At 44.3% G+C, this 18137-nt stretch carries 18 protein-coding genes; 7 read left to right on the plus strand and 11 right to left on the minus strand.

Features of this window, described 5'->3' with window-relative positions:
- Positions 1 to 45 precede the first annotated feature (45 nt).
- Entirely contained in the window at positions 46 to 621 is a 576-nt protein-coding gene (locus tag KFV11_RS08705) for a competence protein ComK (RefSeq protein WP_149459413.1), read from the minus strand.
- A gap of 205 nt (positions 622 to 826) precedes the next feature.
- Here KFV11_RS08705 and KFV11_RS08710 point away from each other — a divergent pair, with 205 nt between their 5' ends.
- A complete protein-coding gene (locus tag KFV11_RS08710; RefSeq protein WP_149459414.1) occupies positions 827 to 1036 on the plus strand; it encodes an IDEAL domain-containing protein in 210 nt (69 codons plus the stop codon).
- A 74-nt stretch (positions 1037 to 1110) separates the two neighbouring features.
- On the opposite strand, the gene lplA is transcribed toward KFV11_RS08710, so the two are convergent.
- The 4 genes from lplA to hemE form a co-directional block, all read right to left on the minus strand.
- Positions 1111 to 2091: a lipoate--protein ligase gene (gene lplA, locus KFV11_RS08715; RefSeq protein WP_149459415.1), complete on the minus strand. Its 981-nt coding sequence runs from the start codon at positions 2089 to 2091 to the stop codon at positions 1111 to 1113.
- A gap of 145 nt (positions 2092 to 2236) precedes the next feature.
- A complete protein-coding gene (hemY, locus tag KFV11_RS08720; RefSeq protein ID WP_254249748.1) occupies positions 2237 to 3616 on the minus strand; it encodes a protoporphyrinogen oxidase in 1380 nt (459 codons plus the stop codon).
- An 18-nt stretch (positions 3617 to 3634) separates the two neighbouring features.
- Positions 3635 to 4555 carry a ferrochelatase gene (gene hemH, locus KFV11_RS08725; RefSeq protein ID WP_254249749.1) on the minus strand — a complete coding sequence of 307 codons (921 nt, stop codon included), beginning with the start codon at positions 4553 to 4555 and terminating at the stop codon, positions 3635 to 3637.
- A gap of 13 nt (positions 4556 to 4568) precedes the next feature.
- The gene (gene hemE, locus KFV11_RS08730; RefSeq protein WP_425463265.1) at positions 4569 to 5615 is read right to left on the minus strand and encodes a uroporphyrinogen decarboxylase; all 1047 of its coding nucleotides are present in this window, start codon (positions 5613 to 5615) and stop codon (positions 4569 to 4571) included.
- A 136-nt stretch (positions 5616 to 5751) separates the two neighbouring features.
- Here hemE and KFV11_RS08735 point away from each other — a divergent pair, with 136 nt between their 5' ends.
- Entirely contained in the window at positions 5752 to 6249 is a 498-nt protein-coding gene (locus tag KFV11_RS08735; protein ID WP_254249750.1) for a hypothetical protein, read from the plus strand.
- Between the two features lie 71 nt (positions 6250 to 6320).
- Here KFV11_RS08735 and KFV11_RS08740 read toward each other — a convergent pair whose 3' ends face one another.
- Both KFV11_RS08740 and KFV11_RS08745 read right to left on the minus strand, forming a co-directional pair.
- The gene (locus KFV11_RS08740) at positions 6321 to 7538 is read right to left on the minus strand and encodes an ABC transporter permease (RefSeq protein WP_254249751.1); all 1218 of its coding nucleotides are present in this window, start codon (positions 7536 to 7538) and stop codon (positions 6321 to 6323) included.
- A complete protein-coding gene (locus KFV11_RS08745) occupies positions 7531 to 8268 on the minus strand; it encodes an ABC transporter ATP-binding protein (RefSeq protein ID WP_254249752.1) in 738 nt (245 codons plus the stop codon). The genes KFV11_RS08740 and KFV11_RS08745 overlap by 8 nt, the downstream gene beginning before the upstream one ends.
- Before the next feature lie 110 nt (positions 8269 to 8378).
- Here KFV11_RS08745 and KFV11_RS08750 point away from each other — a divergent pair, with 110 nt between their 5' ends.
- The 5 genes from KFV11_RS08750 (at position 8379) to KFV11_RS08770 (ending at position 11442) form a co-directional block, all read left to right on the plus strand.
- Positions 8379 to 8792: an HIT family protein gene (locus KFV11_RS08750; RefSeq protein WP_254249753.1), complete on the plus strand. Its 414-nt coding sequence runs from the start codon at positions 8379 to 8381 to the stop codon at positions 8790 to 8792.
- A gap of 47 nt (positions 8793 to 8839) precedes the next feature.
- Positions 8840 to 9196, plus strand: a complete 357-nt coding sequence (locus KFV11_RS08755; protein WP_254249754.1) for a YtxH domain-containing protein — start codon at positions 8840 to 8842, stop codon at positions 9194 to 9196.
- An 84-nt stretch (positions 9197 to 9280) separates the two neighbouring features.
- On the plus strand, positions 9281 to 9826 hold the full coding sequence (locus tag KFV11_RS08760; protein WP_254249755.1) for an HTH-type transcriptional regulator Hpr: 546 nt from the start codon (positions 9281 to 9283) through the stop codon (positions 9824 to 9826).
- 45 nt (positions 9827 to 9871) lie between these two features.
- Entirely contained in the window at positions 9872 to 10417 is a 546-nt protein-coding gene (locus KFV11_RS08765) for a DUF3267 domain-containing protein (protein ID WP_254249756.1), read from the plus strand.
- A gap of 98 nt (positions 10418 to 10515) precedes the next feature.
- Positions 10516 to 11442 (plus strand): foldase protein PrsA, encoded by a 927-nt coding sequence (locus KFV11_RS08770; protein ID WP_149459426.1) that lies wholly within the window; start codon positions 10516 to 10518, stop codon positions 11440 to 11442.
- Positions 11443 to 11480: 38 nt separating this feature from the next.
- Here the strand turns inward: KFV11_RS08770 and yhaM are convergent, their stop codons facing one another.
- The 4 genes from yhaM to KFV11_RS08790 all read right to left on the minus strand — a co-directional run bounded on the left by yhaM (position 11481) and on the right by KFV11_RS08790 (position 18135).
- Entirely contained in the window at positions 11481 to 12422 is a 942-nt protein-coding gene (yhaM, locus tag KFV11_RS08775) for a 3'-5' exoribonuclease YhaM (RefSeq protein ID WP_149459427.1), read from the minus strand.
- Positions 12422 to 15325 (minus strand): ATP-binding protein, encoded by a 2904-nt coding sequence (locus tag KFV11_RS08780; protein WP_254249757.1) that lies wholly within the window; start codon positions 15323 to 15325, stop codon positions 12422 to 12424. Before KFV11_RS08780 ends, yhaM begins: the two co-directional genes overlap by 1 nt.
- Positions 15322 to 16503 carry a metallophosphoesterase family protein gene (locus KFV11_RS08785; protein WP_149459429.1) on the minus strand — a complete coding sequence of 394 codons (1182 nt, stop codon included), beginning with the start codon at positions 16501 to 16503 and terminating at the stop codon, positions 15322 to 15324. Before KFV11_RS08785 ends, KFV11_RS08780 begins: the two co-directional genes overlap by 4 nt.
- Before the next feature lie 156 nt (positions 16504 to 16659).
- A complete protein-coding gene (locus tag KFV11_RS08790) occupies positions 16660 to 18135 on the minus strand; it encodes a coproporphyrinogen III oxidase (RefSeq protein WP_254249758.1) in 1476 nt (491 codons plus the stop codon).
- Between the last annotated feature and the right edge of the window lie 2 nt (positions 18136 to 18137).

Raw genomic sequence — 18137 nt, forward strand, 5'->3', positions numbered from 1 at the left:
CACTTAATATTACAAGGTTTTTCAGTAAATTTTTTTATGGAAGATTTACACCTGCCGTTCCAGCAGTGCATACATGGCTAATAATTCATATATATTTGTGTACGTCTGCCTCATTTCGGCTTCCCGCCGCATCATTTCTACTTTCTTCTGCGCTTTCGTTCTCAAACAATATTCAAGTTTAACGGCATGCAGAAACTGGGTATTGATAATATAGTAGCTGGTCGGCACTGCTATCACACTGCCATCATCAAAGCATATCTCAGTATCATTATATTTACCTTTACGGTAATACTTGATCATATCGAGGTTGAACCAGTGCATTTCTTTTACGCGGTCGCTGTGACTCGGAAAAAAATACGTCCCTGTCTCAGGCTTGAGCACAATCGGAGGCTTCTGACAGATGTCCGCCACGATTCTCGTCTTTTCTTTGCGTGCACTATAAGTGGTGTTATAGAAATAGCATGACTGTTCAATCAGTTCCAGCGGTTGATGATTGATGATAAATACAGGTTGTTCATATTCTTTCACTTCAGAATAAATACAGTCGTCAATGATTACCGGCCGGATATACATCGTCGTTTCATGAATAATATAACGGGCGCCTGTCATACAGTCCTCCATCAAATAGTAAGTTGTTATATGATGTTAATTATAATATATTCGGCTATATTCTAGTTAACATTTCGTTTAGTTTTACAATTTTTACATCATTTTAAAACATCAGTATAAAATAACAACATATTATTATCAAATATTCTGAATATTCATTGTTTTTTGGGTATAGTTAATTTATACTTAGACAAATCATATCTAGGAGGGATTTCCAATGAACCATTATTCACAAGTTAAACAAAATGGTCTTGAGACTTTTGTCAGCAATTTGAACAATCTATATATCGACTTACTGATCGATGATGTCCTTAAAACACATCAGAAAGCTGAGTACAGCCAGCTCATCGACCAAGCACTGCTCGACCACGATGAAACCGCCTTTCTTACTTATACAAATGCTCTAAAACAGCTGGAGGACAATTAAATTGACCTGCTATCATCATTACCAATAAAAAAGATGTTATTCACTTCAACTTTGAAATGACTAACATCTTTTTATTATGACAATAAACTTAAAAACTCTTCTTTCGTGACACGGCCGAAGTAATGCGCAAAGTCAATATCTTGCAGTTTGTCCGCAACGGCCTGCTTCTGATGCGGCACACCAATCAGCCGCTGTTCTATGTCTGTGATCTCTCCGACACCGAAGAAATCCCCGAAAATTCTGATCTCGTCAATCATTCCTTTTCTGACGTTCATCTTCAGCTCGAGCAGACCCCCTGGAAACTTCTGACGGACTTCATAGTTGTACTGCGGGTTCTTACCGTAGTTCCATTCGAACGTCTGATATTTCTTCCGGCTTAACTGATGGATAGCTTCCCAGTCTTCATCTGTCAATTTATATTCTTCGACATGACCTTCAAATATATGATCAAGCAGGCGCACTTTGAAATCTTCAATCGTAATCGGCTCGTCTAGAAACTCACTGATGTTGGCTACACGTGACCGGATGGAACGGATACCTTTAGTGATCAGCTTCTCCTCATTCACTGTCAGACTGCGGACGACTTCTTCCACATCACTGTTCAGCATGAGCGTCCCGTGTGAAAACATTCTATTCTTAGACTGGAACATCGCATTGCCGGAAATTTTGCGCTCGCCGACCTGCAGGTCATTACGACCGGACAGTTCAGCTGCGACACCCATCTCATTCAGCGCTTCGACAATCGGCATCGTAAAGCGCTTGAAGTTGTGAAAGCTGTCCTCGTCTGCCTGCGTGACAAAACTGAAGTTTAAGTTGCCGAGGTCATGATAAACGGCCCCACCTCCGGAAATACGACGGATGACATGGATATGATGTTCATCGACATAGGCCTGATTGACTTCAGCATATGTGTTCTGGTTTTTGCCGATAATGATGGAAGGCTCATTAATATAGAACAGAAAATATGAATCATCCATTAAATTCGTCAGCACGTACTCTTCCATCGCCAGGTTAATGGCCGGGTCTGTAATATTATTATTGCTAATGAACTTCATAGTCATCCTCCTTTAAATCGTAAATCATTCAATATGAATAAAGATTTATAGTGTAGTATATAGTTATTATATCGCTGTTATATAATGGATATCAACGAAAACAATCGCCCTGGCTGCAAACCACCAGGGCGAAAGAAAAAACCATCTATTTGTTCAAGTCGGCAGCCAGCGCTACTGCCGCTTCTTTCCCCTGCTTGACACAGTCAGGAAGTCCTACCGCTTCAAATGAAGCGCCTATCAATAAGAGCCCTGGATACTGAGCTTTCATATACTGCTGCACGGCTCTTACGCGATCAATGTGCCCTACTTCGTACTGCGGCATACTTTCCATAAGCCGCGTCACAATCGTGAACTCAGGCACTCCTTTGAGCTCCATCATTTTATCGAGATCGTGTCTTGCAAGTGCTACCAGTTCTTCATCGCTGTTATTTTTAACAACATCATCACCCGGTCTGCCGACATACGCCCGCAGCAGTACTTTGCCCGGCGGTGCGGCATGCGGCCATTTCTTATCCGTCCATGTGCAGGCGGTAATGACAGTATCTGAATTACGTGCAATGACAAATCCGGTGCCGTTCTCTTCATTGTTGACCTGGTCTTCATCAAACGCCATGACGACAGTCGCAACACTTGTCGCCCCCATATGTCTGAAGTAGCGGAGCGGCGCATCTTCAAACCACTTGCTGAAGACGGTATGAGGCACCGCGATGATAACACCGTCATAGTGCTGTTGTTCACCGTTAATTGTCAGAGCATACTTGTTATTGCGGGATTCCACGGCAGTCACCGCACTGTTATAGCGAATCACCGCACCATTCTCTGCCACTGTTTCTGCCAGCTTATCGATGAAGCTCTGCAGACCATGACGAAACTGACGGAACTGCCCTTTCGGTGTGCCCGCAGGTTTCGGTGCACTGCTTTTCTGGATACGCATTCCTTTGATCAGGCTGCCATGCTTCTCTTCCTGTTCTTTGAAGTTCGGGAATGTGGATTTCAGACTCAGCTTATCGATATCCGCTCCGTAAATACCTGACAACAGCGGTTCAATCAAGTTTTCCAGTGCTTCATTGCCGAGGCGTCTCCTGAAAAATGCACCGACAGAGACATCAGTCGTCATCTTCTTCGGCTTGATGAAGTAATCCATACCGGCTCTCAGTTTGCCCGCCGGTGACAGCAGCCCTGTCTTAATAAACGGCTTCAGCTCTGTCGGGATGCCCATAATAGAACCCCCAGGCATCGGAAACAGCTGATTGCGCGCATAAATATAAGATTGTCCTGTGTTATTCGTCACCAGGTCATCTTTCATGCCGAGCTCATCAGCAAGCTCAGTCATAATTGTCTTGCGAGCTAAATAAGACTCCGGACCAAGTTCAATCGTATAGCCGTCACGCTGATAAGTTTTGATTTTACCGCCGGGACGGTCCGACTGTTCGATGATGTCAATTTGAGCGTCACTTTGCTGCTGCAAATAGTAGGCGGCTGATAGACCGGTAATACCTGCACCAATGACTGCTACTTTTGTCATGATACTTCACTTCATTTCTTATGAATTTAATACTGAATGGATTTCGTCGGCCATCGCTTCAATAAACAGCTGGTGTGTGTCAGGCATCGCAGGACGATGATAGACCGCACCGACTTCGCGGCAGACCGTCTGGCATTCGACGTCGTTGTCATACAGTACTTCCAGGTGTTCACAGACGAAGCCGACCGGTGTATAGATGAAATGTTTGTAGCCGTGCTGTTGATACAGTTCACGCGTTAAATCCTGGACATCCGGTCCAAGCCACGGATCCGGTGTGTTCCCTTCAGACTGCCAGCCGATGGCAACGTTTCTTATTTGAGAGGCATCGCTGATCAACTGCGCTGTATGTGCCAGCTGGTCTGGATACGGATCGCCTTTCTCCTTGATTTTTTCCGGCAGACTATGCGCGCTGACGACAAGCACAGTATCAGCTAATTCATTATCCGGAATGGACTTCAATGTATCATCGACCTGGTTGCGCCAGAATGTGATGAATTTCTGCTGACGATAGAAATCTTTGACATGTGTCAGTTTGATGCCGTATTTAGCTGCTTCTTCAGCGGCACGGTCGTTATAAGAAGCGACAGAGAATGTTGAATAATGCGGCGCCAGTACAATCGTCACTGCTTCTTCAATACCGTCATCATGCATCTGTTTCACAGCATCTTCAATGAACGGCGCAATATGTTTCAAGCCGATATAAAGAACATATTCAACGTCTTTATCTTTGTTAAGTTCGTCACGCAGTGCTACTGCCTGACGTTCTGTTGTTCCGGCAAGCGGTGAAATGCCGCCGATCGCTTTGTAGCGGTCCTTTAAATCCTGCAGGCTTTCTTCAGAAGGTTTTCTGCCGTGTCTAATATGCGTGTAGTATGGTTCGATATCTTCTTCTTTATAAGGCGTACCGTACGCCATAACAAGTAATCCTCTTTTTTTCATTGCGCTGAACTCCTTAATGTTTCGATTTATAATCTGCTGAATACGTATGAACAAATTCTGAGACGCGTCTTAACGTTTCAGGCTTCACTTCAGGAAATACGCCGTGGCCTAAATTAAAGATATAACTGTCTGACTGCAGCCCCTGCTCTAAAATACGCGTCAGGCGCTCTTCAATCACTGCCCAGGGTGCAAGCAGAATAGCAGGATCCAAGTTGCCCTGCAATGTTTTAGTGATGCCTTTTTGGCGTGCTTCATCGATCTGCAGACGCCAGTCAAGACCTACTACATCGACCGGCAGTGCATTCCATTCTTCGACTAAATGACTTGCGCCGACGCCGAACGTTGTCACAGGTACATTCTTCTCTTTAATACCGCTGAAGATGCGCTGCATATGTGGTGCAATAAACATCCGGTAGTCCTCACGGTTCAATGCACCGACCCATGAATCAAACACTTGAATCATCTTGCAGCCCGCATCAATCTGCGCGTGCGTGTAAGTGATGCACATATCAGCCAGCTTCTCCATCAAGAGGTGCCAGCTTTCAGGCTGTTCATACATAAATGCCTTAGTTTTATTATAGTTCTTTGAAGGTCCGCCTTCTATCATATAGCTCGCCAGCGTGAACGGCGCACCTGTGAATCCAATCAATGGTACATTCAGCTGTTCAGTCGTCAGCAGTTTAATCGTATCAAGAATATAAGGGACATCCTGCTCCGGATGGATTTCACCGAGTTTCTGAACGTCACTGATATGACGGATCGGGTTGCCGATGACCGGGCCGATGCCTGACTTGATCTCTACATCGACACCAAGCGCACCGAGCGGCGACATAATATCTTTGTATAAAATAGCTGCATCAGTGTTGTACTGGTCGACCGGTAATTTCGTGACATAAGCACACAGCTCAGGGTCATGTGTGATCTCAAATAAAGAATGTGTTTCCTTGATCTTTCTGTACTCAGGCTGACTGCGGCCTGCTTGACGCATGAACCAGACCGGTGTATGTGTCGTTTTCTCACCATATGCGGCCTTTAAAATTGTATCGTTGAACGGCTTCAAAGCTATTCCTCCTACTTAATAATGATTATAAATTATTTTAACACAACCATTGATATGCCGCTGTTGAATATGGATTTGTCATAAAACTGACATAATACAAAATAATTGGGTAAAATATTAAAAAAGGAGTGATAACATGTTCACCTATTTAACGCACGGCTCAGAATATTATATGCAGCGACTGATCGATAAACATAAAGACCGGACATTTCTGAAATTTGCCGGTCCGGAAGATATAGTGCTCTATGAAGAAAGCACCGCCAAATCCGTGTTCAGTTCTCCGGAAGCATTTGAAGTCGTCGAAGCAGACGGAACGATGACGTCAGATGTTCCGGTCTTGCTGCGCTACTTCCAGGTCAGTGACGAACGCCGCAAAGTGGCCGAAAGCAGCTTGTCCCGTCCGGCAAACTTCAGTGATTATGAGGGTTACCAGGCTTACCGGCTGCTCAGACCACTGCGCGGACAGACGTACTGCGTCGTGCTGCAGTTCAGCGACGAGAGCACGTTAAGTGATTTCAAGAAAAGTTCAGTATACCGTGAGCGTTACGAGGACAGCGTATTGAAGCAGTATCAGACTGCTGACTTTATCTCGAACATTCATTTCACAAAAACTTTGCTGCCTGTTACTGACTGACGTTTTATACGGTATTTAAAAAAGCGGACGCCTTATAAAGGTGTCCGCTTTTACATATTATGATAAAACACCTAATCTTTCAGCAGTGTCATCTTCTTCTTCAGCTTGCCCATTACCTGCTGATTCGTCCACCACATGATGACAAAGAACAAGACCGCATAGTAGAAATGACCTGGATAACAAGCGATATAAAGCAATGCGATTAAGAGCGCCGCACTTAGTGACAGCTGCCATAAAAACTTGCGGAAGCCGTCCATCACCAGCTGTTCTCTCACCGGCCACACTTGCGGCCATAACTGATACGCCTGCTGCTTGTAAAACTGGGAGGACTGCAGCACGACAATATAGACGATGAAAATACCGATGATTACAGCTATAACGGGCTGTCTGACGAGCCAGATCACTATCCCGCCGATGACAACCAGTCTGATAATGATCCAGAACGCATCTTTACTGCGGGCAAAGTTGCGTTTGAACAAATACAGGAACATCCCTTCATGATTATAATCTGCAGCCGGCTGCTTCAGCAGTCCGTCTAAAAATCTGCGGCGTCTGACATTGTCTTTCAGTCCTTTGACGTCAGTGAACATATTGATTGTCTTATACTGGCGCTGTGTCAGCTCCTGCTCATAATCAATAATGTCATCCCACTTAAACACATAGTTCTTCGCTATGCTGTTCATTAAATACAGCAGACCTCCGAGAAACAGGAGTTCTGTCAGTGCTGTAAAATACACACCTTCCAGCGAGTTATAAATGCCGGCCATCAAGATGATGAACAGCAGAATGTTAACTGATAGATTGCTGATGCCGAGCTTCATCGCTGACCAGCGGACAAGCAGACCAAGCAGAATGGCTGCCACACCGAATAAATAGGCACCTATCATACCGATGAAATAAAAGTGAGCGCCTGCGTGATAGAGCGGATACAATAAGGCAAAAAACAGCGACCAGATTACTGCATGCTTGATGAATGCTGCTATGATCGATTTCTTCACATAATCTTTCAGCTGCCGCTCATAGGCCAGCAGGAACACTTGGTCCGCTTCCTTGAAATACGTCCTGAGCGGCGCGATGCCGCCTAAAGAGAGCAGCAGAGCGATGATAAGGTGATAATTAATGCCTTTCGGCAGATGTTTCAATAATTCAGCGTACTGCAGCATCAGCGCCCCGAACGCGATGGACAAGAATAAGATGAAGTGGCCGTTAAAGATAAATCTGCTGTAACGAAGCACTTCAGCTCTATTGTCATTTGACCGTTTGGCAAACAATGTTTGTGCGTTAACCATTCACATCACCTTGCGTCAGACGGATGTAGATGTTATCAAGTGACTGTCCCGGCATGCTGAGAGCATCCTGCAGCTCCTGCATATTACCTTTAGCGACGAGCCGGCCCTGATGCATAATGAGGAAATAATCACAGTACTTCTCAGCGGTTGCGAGTATATGGGTGCTCATCAGTACAGTGCGGCCTGCCTCACGTGCTTCGACCATCAGTTCAAGCATCGAATGAATGCCGAGTGGGTCAAGCCCTAAAAACGGCTCATCGATGATATGCAGCTGCGGCTGACTGATGAACGCACAAATAATCATTACTTTCTGCTTCATCCCTTTGGAGAAGTTCTGCGGGAACTGCTTCAGCTTATCCTGCAGCCGGAAAATGCGAAGCAGCGGCAGACTTCTTGCCACCGCTTCGTCTTTAGTCAGGCCGTAAGCCATCGCCGTCATATCGATGTGCTCCTCTAAAGTCAGTTCATCATAGAGGACCGGGGTCTCCGGTATATAGGTGATCATCCGCCGGTAGTCATACGGCGCCGCATCCAATGACAGGCCGTCAATAGCAATCTCTCCCGCCATCGGTCTCAGCAGTCCGAGCATATGCTTGATCGTCGTGCTTTTACCTGCCCCGTTCAAGCCGATAAGCCCTACGATCTGCCCTTTCTGTAATGTGAAATCAATATCATGAATAACAGGCTGATTACCATAACCACCTGTCAGCTGTTTTACTTCTACAGTCACGCTTGCACCTCCAGCTTTTCTTTAATTCATATTGTATCAAATAACTTATCCATTCACCTATCGAAATCAATTAAATGCTATAATATCATTAAATGATTGGAGGGACTCCTATGACAACATGTATTTTCTGTAAGATCATCAGCGGTGAGATTCCATCGTATAAAGTATACGAAGATGACCATACGCTCGCTTTCCTGGATATTTCTCAAGTATCAAAAGGGCATACGCTCGTCGTACCGAAGCAGCACAGCGACGATCTGCTGAGCACTGATCCTGAAGTGCTACAGCATACGACAGCTACTGTACAGAAAGTCGCGCAGCAAATTGATGATGCGTTAAAACCGGATGGCATCAATATTCTTCAGAACAATAGAAGCTTCGCTGACCAGAGTGTCTTTCATCTGCATTTCCATATTATGCCCCGCTATAAAGATGATGTAGACGGCTTCGGCTACAAATGGCAGACACATGATGTGGACGCTGACGAAATGACGGAACTGCTGCAGACGATTAAGGATGCTTGATTCTCCTCAGTCGGGGTATAACTAACAAAACTATTGGAGGAATTAACATGAAACTAAGAACTGTGCTAATCGGCTTCACTTCCGGCGTGGCGACAGGTATCATCACAGCATTGATGAAATCACCGCGTCCGGCAGGAGAAACTGAACAAAACTTCGTCTCTAACTCTTACGAAACAAAGTCCTTGCTCCGCCAGCTTAAAATTGAAGCGGTAGAAGTGAAAGATTACGTGATGAAAACTAAAAATGAAAGCCAGTCTGCGATGAAGACGATGGGCGATGAAGTCAAAACGATGATCGCTACGTACAAAAGCGATATTGACCCAAATATCACTCATCTGAAATCTAATATCGAAAATGTCAAAAATCGTGCAGATGAAGTAAAACAAACGTTTTCAAAAAAATAACAGCTATGCTAAAATAATAATTAATAAGTACAAAAAGCATGATGCGACCATCATGCTTTTTCTTTATATTAAGGAGGTAAAGCGATGAAGAGAGACCGGGAGACCATCGAGAAAATGTTATACACCCATAGAATTTCACAGCTCAGTAAAGCATTGTGGAAAACTGTTGAGAAAGACTGGCAGAATTGGATCAAACCTTTCGACTTGAATATTAATGAGCATCATATTCTAATCATTATCAGAAATCTTGAGAAGGCCACAATATCTGAAGTTTCCCAGTATGGTGTCATGCATGTCTCAACCGTGTTCAACTTTGCGAAAAATCTTGAGAAGCGCGGTTATTTAACGATGCCGAAAAGTGAATATGACAAACGTAACACTTATCTTGAACTGACTCAAAAAGGACGAGATCTGCTGTATGAGACATACATCGGCTACAGTGATATCGACAACCGCATTTATGATGCAGCCGAAGAATACAGTGAGCTGATGCTGTCTTTACCTCCATTCATCGATATCACGTTTATGGTCGGCCAGATTTACGGCAAGGAGTTTGTTGAACAGCTGAATAAAAGTCATGATGATTTGTTGAAGCTTCTACTTGACGAAAATGATAGTGATAATGCATAATGCATAAGATATGTCTGCCCATTATACAAACAAGGAGTATTTATCGTGTTTTCATGCACAAAAAATTTCAATATTAAAACCACTTATGGTATTCAGCGCATTGTGTTTATTTCAGCTATTATCACAATTGTCGTATTCCTTATTTCGTTTGAAATCTTTATTTCATTAGTCAGCAACCGGTTTACCGATAAGAACTTTCTGCTGTTCCTGTTCAGTCTGCTGGCTATTTATCCGGTCCATAAAATCATTCATCTGCTGGCTTTTATCGGCGACACGAGATCACTCGTCATCCAGAAGATCACAAGAAAGTCATGGCCGCCGCTGCTTAACATTCGTGTTAATCATCCGGTCAGCAAGCTGCACTTCACCATCGCACTGCTACTGCCTTTCACCCTGATCACGGCTGCTGCGGTCACTGCAGCCGTGATGATGCCGCAATACGGGCATTATTTATTATTTATCGGCTCAGTCAATGCAGGCATTTCATTCATTGACTTTATTTATCTGAAGTACATCATCAAAACACCAAGAGGCACATTCATTGAAGAAAGACGCTATGGCCTGGAGTTATTAATTAAATGTAATGGTTAATTCTCATCTGATTTTAATCAGTAAATGATAGAGTAAATTGCAATCAATTATTTCAGTATGCTATATTGGGTGTACGTTTTCAGAAAAGGAGAATTATAATGAACAAATTCAAAACAGCTGTACTGCCTGCTGTGTTATCAGTTTCAGTCCTTGGGCTGGCAGCGTGTGGTAATAACAACGGAGAAACTTTGATTACATCTAAGGCAGGAGACGTCAGCTCTGCAAACGTCATCGACCAGTTGGGAAAAGATGAAGTAGCTAAAACAGCTTTTCAGATTCTCATTACAGACATTTTAAAAGATAAATACGGCAAAAAAGTCGATGAAGATAAAATCAAAAAAGATGTCGACGCTGAAGTTAAGAAATACGGCGGTAAAAAACAATTTGAATCTATTCTGCAGCAGCAGCAGGCCGGTATGACTATCGCTAAATACAAAGAATCCCGCATCAATGACGCTTATCAGAAAAAACTGATGGAAGAGACAGTGAAAGTCTCCGACGCTGATTTAAAGAAAAATGCGAAAAAAGCTTCGCACATTTTAATCAAAATCAAATCCTCTTCTGATCCATCCGGATTAACAGCTGACAAAGCGAAAGCAAAAGCTGAAGAAGTTCTGCAGGAAGTAAAAGCACATCCGGAAGACTTTGCTAAAATCGCGAAGAAAGAATCAGGAGATACTGGTTCTAAAGCAGCAGGCGGTTCACTCGGCTATGTCGTCAAAGGCCAGACCGTAGAAGCATTTGAAAATGCACTATTCAAACTTAAAGAAGGCGAAATGTCCGGCCTTGTGAAATCTGATTACGGTTACCATATCATTAAAGCAGATAAGCAGGATGACTTCGATAAGAAGAAAGCTGACTTGAAAGACCAGGTCCGTCAAGCTAAAGTTCAGAATAATCCTCAAGTGATGATTGATGCTTATAAGAAACTGCTTAAAGAATATAATGTAGACTACAAAGATAAAGATATCAAGAAAGTCGTAGAAGAACAGATTTTGACGGCTTCAAGCGCTCAGCAGCAATAAAATAAAAGCACAGCCGCCGGCTGTGCTTTTATTTTGTCTCAGTCAAGTGAGGAAGGCTTATAAAACTGTCTGTTCTCCAGTGCAAATATTCGTTCTGTGAACTGACCTTTCTCCACTTTTTTCAGGTGTTTATCAAACATCTGCATACGCGCATCGATGTTATCAATGAAATGCAGAATTTCCGCCTCTTTGACCATCGGCAGTTTCGGTGAACCATATTCATACTTACCGTGATGCGACAGTACTAAATGTCTTAAGAGAAGAATCTCCTCCCCTTCAATATGGTGCTCTTTCGCCATATCAGCAATTTCATCACTCATGATCGAAATGTGTCCGAGCAGATTGCCTTCCACTGTATAACTGGTCGCGACAGGTCCGGACAGTTCTTTCACTTTGCCCATATCATGCAGGATGATGCCTGCATAGAGCAGACTGCGGTTCAGTGACGGATAAATATTGCACAGCGCTTCTGCCTGCTTCAGCATCGTTACAACGTGATAGAGCAGCCCGGAGACAAAGTTGTGATGGTTTGAACTCGCTGCTGGATACGTGATAAATTCCTGCTGATATTTCTTCAGCAGCAGTCGTGTCACCCGCTGCAGGTTCGCATTGCTGATGTCCATCACATAAGTCATGAGCTGATCGGTCATCTCATCAGCTGAAACTGGTGCAGACTCGAGGAAGTTCTCGAGCCTTACACCATCTTCTGGTGTCACTAAGCGGAACTGGTTGATTTTCATCTGCATTCTGCCGCGATAATCAATGACATCCCCTTTAACGCGGATCAGTTTTTCGGGGACGAGCTTTTTGATGTCTTCCTCAGTGACTGTCCACACTTTCGCTTCAATGTCACCACTTTTATCTTTTAAGTATAATGTCAAGTAAGGCTTCCCCTGCCCTGTCACACCTTGCACAGCCCGGTGAATCATGAAATAAGCATCCACAGATTCCCCCGGCTTCAACGTTTCAATCGTTCTCATTATTTAGTCTCCTTGTCGTGACGCTCAAGTACAAGCGTATTTTTACCCGGTATGTTTGTTGAACGGTTAGGCGTAAAGTAGAGAACCTGGTTGTCTTCTTTCCTCATCAAATAATCAATAATGAAGTCCTTCCGCTGCTTATCAAAATGGACGAACGCATCGTCGATAATAATCGGCAGTGGATACAGGTGATGCAGATGCTGGATCAGACTCAGCCGCATCGCGATATAGAGCAGCTCTTTCGTCGACTGTGACAGTTCTGTCGGATGATACACTTGACCGTCCTTATGTTTGACCACCAGCTCTACTTCATACATTACAGCAATATATCTACCTTCTGTTAGTGTACTAAAGATACGCGATGCTTCACTAATGATATGCGGTATTCTTTCTTCTTTGACTTTCTGCCGGTGCGATGCGATGAGTGTTTCGATATAATTCAATGCGCCGTATTCTTTAGCAAGTCTGTTCACAATCTCTCGTTCAATCGCATACTGATAGTTCAGTCCAGATAATGTCGTATCCTTCTCCAGTTCAGCCATTTCCTGTTCCGTCCGGTGCAGCTCAAACTGTTCTTGCTGGAGAGCATCTTTGAGCTCATGAATTTGATCGCTGATTTCTGCTTCTGACCTTCTCAAGTCTTCCGCTGAAGTATGAGCGAGCTCTGTGTTCATCTCATAAGTGAAGTTTTCATCTTCCAGCTTACGGCTTAACTGCTGATGACGTTCAAGGTCCTTCTTGTACTGCTTATATTCAGCAAACCTGGCATAATATGCAGCTTCATCTGCTGCAGCTGTATCGCTGAAAAGCTGGGCGATCTCTGCATTCATCTCATCGGCTGAAGTTTTTACTGCGGCGAGCTCTCGTTCACTGATGGTGAGCTGTTCGTCGCGGCGGAGCTTATGCGTACGCTTCTTTTCTTCTGATTTTACGATAGCGCTCAACTCCTGGAACGCAACGGTCAAGTGTTCATGATTAGTAATCCCGCCGAAGTCAGCCAGCCGTGCTCTGAAATTCTCGATGACTGACTGCTGAGCCAGATACTGCGTTTTCAGCTGATCAATCGCTGTTTTTAACTGCTGCATCCTGCTGACTGTGCGATAAACATGGTGCAGCAGACTATCTTCAAAATGTGCTGGAAGCCGGAGCTGCTCCTTTGTTTTCTCCAGCTCCCGGACAATCACAGCATAAGCTGCCTGCTTCTTCTCAAGACTGTTGTTCAGCTGCTGCTCTTTTCTTTTATGAAGCTTCTGTTCCCTGTCAAGTACAGTCAGCCGCTCTCTATAATCACGCTGTACTGAAAGATCAAATGAGTCATCAAGACTGCCGGCCAATGCAGCAATGGAACTCTCAAGGGCTGAAATTTCATCATCCAGTATGTTCCATTCATAAGTACGTGGTTGTTTATTCAGCAGAAATAATATTATCATGCCGATCGGAATGACGATCATCGCTAGAGCTGGAATCAGCATGGCACTGAAGAAGAAGTAAACAGCCGCAGCCACTGCTGCAAGTGCAATAATCCCATACGCGATGTTTAATTTTTTACGCTTTACTTCATCGACTGCTGCATTTCTCTTCTGCTCGGCGCTCAATTTGTTGTACAGCTCTGTTTTCTGAGCCAGTTCATCCTGCTGAGCGCCTAGCTGTATACCGTTACTGTACTGCTCATCGGAGACGATATGAGGTTCAAGTTCTGCCCGCTCCTGCGCTGTCATCGCTGCTTCTGACTTTGCCTGCTCTCGTTCACGGTTCAGCTGTTCAAGCTGTGACAGCAGTCGCTCTTTTTCAGCGACGTTATAAATAATCTGCTCTTTCAGTGAGTCGCCGAGCGGAATATCTTCATAGCGGGACCAGCCGATATCTGTCTGCAGCGAATGCATGGCAGCCTGCTTATCCAGTATATCGCGGTCCAGATTGTTCAGCGTCTTTTCATGCTGCTTGATGACCGGCTCTTCTTTAAGGAGCCCCTGTGCCGTCTCATAAGCAACATCCGGCATCAGTTCAATGGCCGCCTCTTTTGTCAGCTGCTTCACTTTTTCAGCGCGGAGCATAATATCGCGTTCATTATTATAACGCTGCCGTTTTAATGACTCATAGCGTTCAATCCCGTTGTCAGGAAACACGACCGGTTCAATGTTCAGCTGATGCTCCAGCTGTTTCCATTCTTTCATATCAGCATGGAACATCATTTCCTTCTGCTTCCGCTGCTGGATTTCTGTCAACTGGTCAATATGAGAACGCAGCATGTCTATCTTGCCTTTCAGCTGATACGCACGGCTTGTGTGGACATCATAGTGCTGGAGTTTGTTCTCCTCTTCTCTGATCTGTATTTCAAGGTTATTAAGCGTAAGCAGATGGTCATACAGTTCCCCTGATTCGTGGTCATGAGTAATAATTTTCAGCTTCTCCTCTTCCAGCTTGCTTTCCAGACTGGAATATTCAGTTGAACCGAAGACACCTGCCTGCAGTAGATAAGTCTGCAGTTTATTCTCTGTCAGCTGGTGGACATGCTGCAGGCTCAAGACATCAAAAGAGAAAATCTGTCTGTACGTCTCTTTAGTGATGAAACTCAGCTTCTGGTTCAACCAGGCTGCATCTTTCGGCTGATCCTGATACATCACGGTCAGCTCTTCTTTATGCTCGCGGTAGACACGTTCGACAAATAGTTCTTCACCATCTATCTCAATGATCAGATTACCGCCGTAAGTCGTCGCAAATCGCGGCATCAGCTTCGGTTCATCAGGACCCGGAAAGCCGAATAAAATAGAATGGATAAAGAGCTGCATCGTCGATTTGCCGGTTTCATTTTCTCCGTAGATTTGAGTGAATGAGCGGTTTAACTGATACTTTCTCTGCCGCAGTCTTCCGTAACCGTATATTTCAAGTGATTTTATGTTCATTCGTTATCCCTCATTCGTGCTTTGATCTTTCTCTCGCCGGTAGCAAGCAGCTCTTCTTTACTGAACGTCTCATAGTTATCAAGGAAGCGGCTGAACGTCTCATCGTGATAGAGAGGACTTAGTGCGTCATTGAACAATGTACTGTCATTCAATGACGCAGTGTCAAATTCGTGATGCAGCGTTGTGCCGTCATGCGGCTGCGTGAGTGTCAGCTGGTCAATCCAGATAAAGTTCTGTTCGTGCGTCTCATACTGCTGAAGCAGCGACAGCAGCTCATCAAGCTGACTTTGTTTGACCAGTGTCTCACTGTTATTGATCAGTTCAATCTTATAAATACATTTACCGTTCGTTCTCTGGTCATTTTTGAAATCAGTCACGTCCTGATAAATCGCATTCTTCCCTGTATCCGTCAACTTAATCTGAGCTTCTTCAAAGCGGATGAACTGGGTCGGCACAAAGACCACATCCATCGATACATGGTCCCCCGTTACAAGCAGATAACCTTTCTTGCCTGATTCGTCCATCGTAGTCCCTTGAATATTACCTGGATAATGAATATGAGGCAGTTCGCTGATCAGTCTTCTGTCATGCACATGTCCAAGTGCCCAGTAATGATACAGCTTTTCGTTGAGTTCTTCCTGACTGAATTCAGTCAGCGGATCCCGGGCCTGATGCTTCACGAATGTCCCGTGCAGCAGCCCGATATGTATGCTGGAATCTACTTGATTAGTCGGATACTGTTCAAGTTTATTGTGATAGTTCATATGTTCTTTGTAACTGAAACCATGGATATAGACAACATTGCCTTCTTTAGTGATAAATTCATATGTTTCCACTTGTTCGCCGAAAACCACTACATTGGACGGCCAGTTAATGCGTGAATATTTGATATCATCAGCTTCTCCGCGAATGACATAGACAAAAATATGTGCATCCTTCAGCCGCTCGAACTGCTCCTTCAGGAAAATCATCGTTCGTAACGACTGGTTCTTAGCATCAAATAAATCACCGGCTATCAAGATGAAATCCACTTCCTGATGAATAGCATCTGTTACAAGCCTCCTGAAGCTTTCAAAGCTAGCTCTGCGGATATCTTCCATAATTGCGTCTGATACATGATAGTTCAGTTTAAAAGGTGCATCCAGATGTAAATCAGCACAATGGATAAATTTAATCATAAGAATCCCTCATTTCCAGTATTCAATTTATTTTACAACAAAAATTAAGCGAGTTGTATGACTTGAGGAATCTTTCCTTAAAATAAAAGATGTTCCTTCATCTATGTTAATGAAGGAACATCTTGTGAAATTCAGCTGCTCTCGTTGCGCAGAATGTTATTCGACTACAGCTGTGCCGTTATACAGCAGCTCGAGTTTCCTGATTTTTTCTGTAGTGTAATGTTTGTATGACTTGTTGTAGCTCTTCGGGTCTTTCGGGTTCAAGTAATTTTCTATTTTCCCTGTTTCAGGATGAATCAACTTACTTGAAGCACCGCAGCCGATGCCGAGGATAGTCTGGACTTCCTCCATAATCAGAATATTATAGAGTGAATATTCCTTATCAATCGCATAACCTATGTTCTCAAGATTACCGAGAATATTTTTCTGGCGGTATAAATAATAAGGAACATAGCCATGATCACGGGCATATGTCTTTGTCAGTCCCATCATCGTCATAATCTCATCGCGGTCAGCGACAGGATATTTCGCTTTATTGCGCGTCATTTCACTCGCACGCTTGAAACTCAGCGTATGGACAGTGATCGACTCGGGTCTCAGCCTGGCCACTTCAGCAAGGGAATGCTGCACATGTGTCCGGTCTTCGTTAGGCAGACCAATGATCAAGTCCATATTGATGTTATTCATCTGGTGCTCCCGTGCAAGCTTGAACTTCTCCACTGTCTCTGCCACTGAATGATGTCTGCCGATTGCTTTCAATGTCTCATCAGTGAAGCTCTGCGGATTAATGCTGATGCGGTCGATATGAAAGTCATTCAGTACATCCAATGTCGCGGGATCAATCGTATCCGGCCGTCCTGCTTCAACGGTCACTTCGCGCACAGCCGTCATATCAAATGAACGGTAGCATTCGTCGAGCAGCAGCTTCAAGTCTTCCGGTGTAATAGACGTCGGCGTACCGCCCCCGAAGTAAATAGAAGTGACTTTAACGTCGTTTTTCTTCAGCCACTCACCTGTCTCCTTAATCTCATGGAGAAGACCGACGAGAAATTCAGGTACATCATTTTTGTGGACAAGAATGCTGTAGGCAGGAAATGTGCAGTAGGCACACTTCGTCGGACAGAACGGAATACCGATATAGACGCTGACTTCTCGTTTCAAGTCATATAAATCCGGTATCGCTTCATTTTGAATACGGACGATATCACGCATCAAGTCCAGCTTCTCGCGGCTGATCAAATAATCGGCTGCAAGCTTCTCGCATATCGCTTCATGACTGAGTCCCTGCCGGTACAGCCGGTGATACAGCTTTGTCGGCCGGATGCCGGTCAAAGTCCCCCAGCTCTGAGTGATGCCTGTATGCTCGGTCAACATGTTGACCAAAGTTTTTGCTATCGCCTGCTTCACTGACTTCTTATCTGTTTCAGGCCGCACTGCTTCTGACTGGTAACTTTGTCCTGCTATCGTCAAGCAAGCTTTGACGTGTGTCATCGTATCGTTCATTATATTGAAGGTGAGCTGATTGTCACCTTTGCCGTTCAGCACGAAGACATCCTCGAAATACAGGTTGAATATATTTTTGATGAACAGGAGCTGCGGCTCAAGTTCCGGATGATCTACATATATCTTCATCT

This window comes from Macrococcus equipercicus, assembly GCF_024205945.1.
In the GTDB taxonomy this organism is placed as follows: domain Bacteria; phylum Bacillota; class Bacilli; order Staphylococcales; family Staphylococcaceae; genus Macrococcus; species Macrococcus equipercicus.

Coding starts and splice junctions, on each gene's coding strand:
- KFV11_RS08705 (WP_149459413.1), bottom strand. CDS start 621: ATGGAGGACTGTATGACAGGCGCCCGTTATATTATTCATGAAACGACG.
- KFV11_RS08710 (WP_149459414.1), top strand. CDS start 827: ATGAACCATTATTCACAAGTTAAACAAAATGGTCTTGAGACTTTTGTC.
- lplA (WP_149459415.1), bottom strand. CDS start 2,091: ATGAAGTTCATTAGCAATAATAATATTACAGACCCGGCCATTAACCTG.
- hemY (WP_254249748.1), bottom strand. CDS start 3,616: ATGACAAAAGTAGCAGTCATTGGTGCAGGTATTACCGGTCTATCAGCC.
- hemH (WP_254249749.1), bottom strand. CDS start 4,555: ATGAAAAAAAGAGGATTACTTGTTATGGCGTACGGTACGCCTTATAAA.
- KFV11_RS08735 (WP_254249750.1), top strand. CDS start 5,752: ATGTTCACCTATTTAACGCACGGCTCAGAATATTATATGCAGCGACTG.
- KFV11_RS08740 (WP_254249751.1), bottom strand. CDS start 7,538: ATGGTTAACGCACAAACATTGTTTGCCAAACGGTCAAATGACAATAGA.
- KFV11_RS08750 (WP_254249753.1), top strand. CDS start 8,379: ATGACAACATGTATTTTCTGTAAGATCATCAGCGGTGAGATTCCATCG.
- KFV11_RS08755 (WP_254249754.1), top strand. CDS start 8,840: ATGAAACTAAGAACTGTGCTAATCGGCTTCACTTCCGGCGTGGCGACA.
- KFV11_RS08760 (WP_254249755.1), top strand. CDS start 9,281: ATGAAGAGAGACCGGGAGACCATCGAGAAAATGTTATACACCCATAGA.
- KFV11_RS08770 (WP_149459426.1), top strand. CDS start 10,516: ATGAACAAATTCAAAACAGCTGTACTGCCTGCTGTGTTATCAGTTTCA.
- yhaM (WP_149459427.1), bottom strand. CDS start 12,422: ATGAGAACGATTGAAACGTTGAAGCCGGGGGAATCTGTGGATGCTTAT.
- KFV11_RS08780 (WP_254249757.1), bottom strand. CDS start 15,325: ATGAACATAAAATCACTTGAAATATACGGTTACGGAAGACTGCGGCAG.
- KFV11_RS08785 (WP_149459429.1), bottom strand. CDS start 16,503: ATGATTAAATTTATCCATTGTGCTGATTTACATCTGGATGCACCTTTT.
- KFV11_RS08790 (WP_254249758.1), bottom strand. CDS start 18,135: ATGAAGATATATGTAGATCATCCGGAACTTGAGCCGCAGCTCCTGTTC.